The sequence below is a fragment of the Neobacillus ginsengisoli genome (genome assembly GCF_030813055.1).
On record NZ_JAUSTW010000018.1, the window covers coordinates 45608 to 52124 of the forward strand.

Here is a 6517-nt window from a genome sequence, read left to right on the forward strand (position 1 = left end):
TATACTAAAGGTAAGTAGGGCGAAATGGGGAAAGAAGGGTATGGCAAAATTACTGATTGATAAGGTGTTAAATAATAATGTATTAATCGCTGAACACCCTTCCTATGAAGAAGTCGTATTAATTGGCAAAGGCATAGGATTCAACCGGAAACGCGGTGACTATATAGAGATAGATGCAGTTGAAAAGCTGTTTGTATTAAAAAATGAAAAGGAACAGGAAAATTATATTAAGTTGCTTCCTTTCATTGAAAATGAATTACATGAAGTGATTATCTCTTCCATAGAATTAATTAAGCAAAGAACAAATTCGACCTTAAATGAACATATTCACGTCGCTTTAACGGACCATTTAATGTTTGCGATTACAAGAGCATCTCAGGGGATGGAAATGAAGAACCCGTTTTTAGTGGAAACAAAAGCTCTTTATAGGCGTGAATACGAAATTGCGTCAGAAATTGTTCAGCTGATTAAGGAGAAGACAGGAATTACCCTTCCTGTTGGAGAGATTGGTTTTATTGCCCTCCATATTCATTCAGCAATTACCAATAAAAATCTGTCGGAAGTAAACCAGCATTCTCAGTTGGTTAGCAGACTGGTAGAAATGGTAGAAGAGCAGCTGGAAATTGAGATTGACCGAGAAGGCATTGATTATATGAGGCTTGTACGTCATTTGCGTTTCGCAATTGAAAGAGTAATCAAAGAGGAAAAAGTAGAAGAACCTGAAAAAATAACTTCCCTCTTGAAAGAGGAATATCCGCTATGCTATAATCTTTCATGGAAGCTCATTAAAGTGATGCAACAAACCTTGAAAAAGAAAGTTTTCGATGCAGAAGCCGTTTATTTAACAATGCATTTGCAGCGGATTCAGAAGAAAATTAAATAGCTATTATTTTTTACGTGTTACTGATTCGATCAGGCATGAGTGAAAAGTGATAATTGAAATGGAGTTTTAGGGGCAATCTATACCTATACTTTCATTCAGTTAAACTTTTACTCATGCCTTTTTTTGTTGTCTATTGTTAATAATGAAAACGCTTAATGAGCTAATTGAAAAATATTTAGGAGGCAATATTATGTTTAAAAATGCTTTCGGCGTCTTGCAAAAAGTCGGAAAAGCGTTAATGTTGCCAGTTGCTATCTTGCCGGCTGCCGGGATTTTATTAGCAATTGGTAATGCGCTTCAAAACCCAACATTACTACATCTTGCTCCGTTCCTTGATAACCACGGTGTGGCAATGGTCGCAAAAATTATGGAACAAGCAGGAAGTGTCATCTTCGGTAATCTTTCCTTACTATTTGCAGTAGGGGTAGCCATTGGACTAGCAGGCGGAGACGGCGTTGCCGGACTTGCTGCGATTGTTGGATTCCTGATTATGAATGCAACAATGGGGACGGCTTTAGGGATTGATGCAGCAGGTTTAGTAAAGCACCCGCAAAGCTATGCATCAGTTTTAGGTATTCCAACACTTCAAACGGGTGTATTCGGCGGTATTATTGTCGGTATCATTGCTGCTACAATGTATAATAAATTCTTCCAAATTGAATTACCTTCCTACTTAGGATTCTTTGCAGGTAAACGTTTCGTACCAATTGTTACTGCTGCAAGTGCAGTTATCTTAGGTTTAATTATGATTGTCATTTGGCCTCCAATCCAAGCAGGCTTAAATTCATTCTCAACCAACATGGTTAATGCGAACTTAACATTATCAGCATTTATCTTCGGGGTTATTGAACGTTCGCTAATTCCTTTTGGATTGCATCATATTTTCTATGCGCCGTTCTGGTTTGAGTTTGGCAGCTATACAAATAAAGCGGGTCAAGTTATCCACGGTGACCAACATATCTTCATGGAACAAATTAAAGATGGTGTACAAAATCTAACTGCAGGTACATTTACTACAGGTAAATATCCATTCATGATGTTTGGTCTTCCTGCTGCTGCTTTAGCAATTTATCATGAAGCAAAGCCTGAAAAGAAAGCATTTGTCGGCGGTCTTATGTTCTCAGCCGGTTTAACTTCATTCTTAACAGGTATTACAGAACCAATCGAATTCTCATTCCTTTTCGTTGCACCGGTATTATTCGGTATTCACGCTATTTTCGCGGGACTATCATTTATGACAATGCATCTTTTAAATGTAAAAATCGGTATGACATTCTCCGGTGGATTAATTGACTATATCCTATTTGGTTTAATTAACCCGCAAACACATGCATGGCTAGTTATTCCTGTAGGTCTGGTATTTGCTGTTATCTATTACTTCGGATTCCGTTTTGCGATTCGTAAGTTCGATCTTAAAACACCTGGACGTGAATTGGAAGAAGTTGAAGAAGAAGTACAAACTGGTAATAATAAAGCAGGCGACCTAGCTGCCAACATTTTAGATGCTATGGGCGGAAAGAAAAACATTGCCCATCTTGATGCATGTATTACTCGTTTACGCGTATCTGTTAATGATATTAAAGATGTTGATAAAAACCGTTTGAAAAAGTTAGGCGCTGCCGGTGTCCTTGAAGTAGGTAATAATATTCAAGCTATCTTTGGTCCTCGTTCTGAAACAATCAAAGGTCAAATGAAGGATATTATGGACGGAAAAGCACCTCAATTAGCTGTTGTAAAATCACCGGAAAAAGGTGTAGAACAGCAAATTGAAGAAGTGAATCCAAAAGCGCTTCAAACAGAACGAAAAGACGAAATTTTTGTAGCACCTCTAAAAGGGGAAATCAAGCCAATTACTGAGGTGCCTGACCAAGTGTTTGCAGGAAAAATGATGGGTGACGGCTTTGCGATTGTACCAACAGAAGGAACAGTAGTTTCACCAGTTAATGGTAAAATTGTGAATCTATTCCCAACTAAACACGCGATTGGCATCCTTTCCGATGGCGGCCGTGAAATTCTTGTACACGTTGGTATTGATACAGTGAACCTTAAAGGTCAGGGCTTCGAAACATTAGTTGCAGAAAATGATACGGTTAAACGCGGTCAGCCATTATTAAAAATGGATTTAAATTATATTAAAGAACATGCAACATCAACGATTACACCGATTGTCTTCACAAACTTAGCGGAAGGCGAAAAAATCGTTCTTGAAAAACAAGGTAACGTTGATTTGAAACAAGAAGGTATTATTAAGATTTCAAAATAACATTGAGGAGCCGGCCTAGTCTTTAGGCTGGCTTTTTAAATAAAGATAAGAAAGCAATATTGAGCTACGATAAGTGTCTAGCTCCAGCACCCAGTGACTAGTGTACTTCGTTCTTCCGCTTTTCTATTATGAAATTTCTTTGTTTCCATTTATAATAGTGCAGGGATATGTTCAACAAAGAGGTGTTGTTTGTATTGCGAATTAAAAAATCAGTGATTTGGATCTTTGGCGTTCTAATAGGGGTCTTGATTTTGTTTACTGCAGCTGTAATCACTTTTGGAAGTACGGTTCATTCGGATTTAAAGGGGAACATTCAGCAAAAACTCGGTGCCTTTATGGATAAAAAGGCGGATGCTAATCAATTTAATGGAGTGGTTCTCGTAGCTAAGGATGGAAAGGTGCTTTTTGAAAAAGGATATGGATTTGCAAATAGCGAAGAGGGGGTTCCTAATCAAATTGATACGGAATTCCGAATTGCATCACTAACGAAATCGTTTACTGCCGTATCCATCCTCCAGCTTGAAAATCAAGGGAAATTAAAGACATCTGATCCGATTTCAAAATACATTGCAAATTTTCCAAACGGTGATAAAATTACCATCCATGATTTGTTGACCCACAGTTCGGGGGTCGCTGATCATTTAAAACTCACCGATACAACCCAACCTATTACGATGGCGGCATTTATCGATTTAATGAGAAAGCAAAAATTGGAGTTTAGCCCGGGATCGGAATATAAATATTCCAACACCGGCTATATGATTCTTGCTGACATAATCGAAACTGTATCCGGAGAAAGTTATGGGGATTATTATCAAGATCATATTTTCAAACCTGCCGGCATGTATCATACCTACTTAAGAAAAGCGGAAACTAAGAAATTTGCCCTTGGATATGAGAATATGAGGAAAATCACAGAGCGGGATGATGAAAGTCAACTCGCGGGTTACGGGGATATTATTTCAACAGTCCACGATTTACTCAAATACAATAATGCTATTCAAAACGATAAGCTTTTATCAACTTTGCAAGTAGAAAAAATGGAGACAGGCTATATTGATAGCGCGAGCTGGGGTATTTTTAAATATGGATACGGTTGGAATGTCGCTGATAATTTTATCAGTTTCGGAAGACCCTTAATTGAGCATAATGGCAGTTTGCCTGGTTATAAATCGGATTTAGCCGATTTTGTTAAGGATAGGGTTACAGTGATTGTTCTTTCCAACAATCATGGAACATGGAATACGGGTGAGTTATCACGGGAACTGGCATCCATTTGTCTTGGAAAACGTTTTTGGTTTTATCAAAAATACTTTTAATCAAAAAAGGGCTTGCTCGAATAGAGTAAGCCCCTTTAACTAATGTTTACTTGCTTTTGCGGACAATATAACCCCATTTATTGGATGCAATGATAATGAATTGATTCGCTTTTATTAATTGTTTTGTTCCTTTTCCTTTCTGAAGCAAAAGCAGCGCTTTATCCTTTTTTAAAAATTCGTTCATTCCTCCATCTTCCACCTGTGAGTCAGTATATAGCTCTGAAGTTAACACCATATTTTGTGCCCATTTGGCAGGGCTGGATGGAAGGTGCAAAAACAAGCTGTATCCTTTCAATTTCTCTATATCGTGAATCTTTTGAATCAAATTCAGCTGTAATTTTGGCGTTGGTTTATTTAAATAAGCTTGAATCTCTCCTTCATAATGAAAGGATACAAAAAGGATTGAAGCAAGTAGGGTGATTTTTGTTCCTAATTTTTCAATTAATAGAAGTTTACTTGCAAGAACTCCGATTATAACCGATAACGGTGGATATACAGGCAAAATGTACCATCTAATTTTCGTTTTAGCTAATGAAAAAAGGAGCAAAGGAATAATCACCCATAAACAAATTCCGATCTTGTAGGAGTTTTTCTCGGATAAGAATTGTTTGAACGAGAAATCTTTATTAGCATAAACAAGTACTAAACCGTACAGGATGGCAAGCCAATAATTAAAAAACCTCCATAATATTTCAAGATAGTAAAGTGTTCCCCCTAAATGTCCTTCGATGGTGGTGGATGATCTTTGCAGCAGGTCATAGGCAAACATATTTTTGAAAAATTCCAATCCATCATATTGATATCGAATACCTCCCCAGGCGAGAATCGGAAATACCATGCAAATTAATAGCAAAATCCAGTTTGTATGGTTAAGTCTTTTATAGGTTCCGGTAAAAAGAAGATACAACCCGATAATGATCGCGATGTTACCTGCGTGCCAGCTTTTTGTTAAAAAGGCAAGAGCAAATCCCAGCCCTGAACCATATAGCCATTTGAGGTTGTGTTCGCAAAGTAATAGCGACATTATGGATGCGGTAAATAAAAAAACAAAAAGGGAGTCAGCATCTCCTGTTCTCGCACTGTGATTAATTAAAAATTGAGTGCATGTAGTTAATGTCAGTGTCGATATGAGTGAGGCTAGCCTTCCGTGTTTTTTATATACAAAAATAGCTACAAGGATTATGGTTAGCATTGCGGAAAGAGCAGAGAAAAGTCGCAGTCCAAGTGCGTTGAATCCGGCTAGTTTATAACCGGCTATGTTTGCCCAAAAACTTAGTGGCGGCTTTAAGTTCCAATAATCGATATCATTCCTGTAGGTGCTAACGATAAAGTTTCCTCTTTTTAGCATTTCATAGGCACTTACCCCGTGCCTTGCTTCATCCCAGCTGGAAATTGGGAAATTTTCCAGTCTGTAAAAAATATTGTAGAAAGCGATTACCAGCAATGATAGCAATATAATGGGATAAAAGAAATTAAATTTAAGGGTTAAACGATGCATAGGAGACTCCTTGTTTCGACAGATTTACATAATATGACCGCACGTAATCCTAAAAATCACCCGGATTTCAGTTGAAATACAAATAATAGCTCTTAAGGATTATTCTTACTCAGCCCCGCTTATTTATTCTGATTCCCTTTGTTGTTGAATTTCATACAATTTTGATTTTCCGCTTAAGGAAAAAGATCGGAAGTCACAATCTATTTAATAAGTTTTCATATGTATTGCAGAGAATGTGATAAAAGATGAAATAAAAAGCAAAAAAATGTTGACGCAAGATAGGCAGGGTGGTAATATATTAAAGCAGTCGTTAACGACCTGTTAACAACATCAAGATTTTAAAAACATTTTAATATTTTGTTGACAACGAATTAACGAAATGATATATTAATAGAGTTGCTCCTGACGAAGAACTTAATTTAAAAAAACGTCTTATGTTCGGGCAATTCAAATGATATTATTGTTCTTTGAAAACTAAACAAACAAAATCGTGCAAACAAACAATAACTATCAGTGAATCTTTCGTATGAAAGTGAAGCTGAGCCAACGTAACT

Annotated in this window: 4 protein-coding genes; 3 read left to right on the forward strand and 1 reads right to left on the reverse strand. The window is 37.1% G+C overall.

The features are described from left to right. The first annotated feature begins 40 nt into the window (after positions 1 to 40). The 3 genes from glcT to J2S10_RS26825 all read left to right on the forward strand — a co-directional run bounded on the left by glcT (position 41) and on the right by J2S10_RS26825 (position 4465). On the forward strand, positions 41 to 883 hold the full coding sequence (glcT, locus tag J2S10_RS26815) for a glucose PTS transporter transcription antiterminator GlcT (protein ID WP_307414185.1): 843 nt from the start codon (positions 41 to 43) through the stop codon (positions 881 to 883). Between the two features lie 190 nt (positions 884 to 1073). After that, positions 1074 to 3146: a glucose-specific PTS transporter subunit IIBC gene (gene ptsG / locus J2S10_RS26820; protein ID WP_307414186.1), complete on the forward strand. Its 2073-nt coding sequence runs from the start codon at positions 1074 to 1076 to the stop codon at positions 3144 to 3146. Positions 3147 to 3340: 194 nt separating this feature from the next. After that, a complete protein-coding gene (locus J2S10_RS26825; protein ID WP_307414188.1) occupies positions 3341 to 4465 on the forward strand; it encodes a serine hydrolase domain-containing protein in 1125 nt (374 codons plus the stop codon). Positions 4466 to 4511: 46 nt separating this feature from the next. Here J2S10_RS26825 and J2S10_RS26830 read toward each other — a convergent pair whose 3' ends face one another. Further along, positions 4512 to 5963 carry an ArnT family glycosyltransferase gene (locus J2S10_RS26830; RefSeq protein WP_307414189.1) on the reverse strand — a complete coding sequence of 484 codons (1452 nt, stop codon included), beginning with the start codon at positions 5961 to 5963 and terminating at the stop codon, positions 4512 to 4514. Positions 5964 to 6517: the final 554 nt, after the last annotated feature.

What these genes read in the sequence shown, in the direction of transcription:
- J2S10_RS26830 (WP_307414189.1), bottom strand. Translation starts at nt 5,963, where the DNA reads ATGCATCGTTTAACCCTTAAATTTAATTTCTTTTATCCCATTATATTG.
- ptsG (WP_307414186.1), top strand. Translation starts at nt 1,074, where the DNA reads ATGTTTAAAAATGCTTTCGGCGTCTTGCAAAAAGTCGGAAAAGCGTTA.
- glcT (WP_307414185.1), top strand. Translation starts at nt 41, where the DNA reads ATGGCAAAATTACTGATTGATAAGGTGTTAAATAATAATGTATTAATC.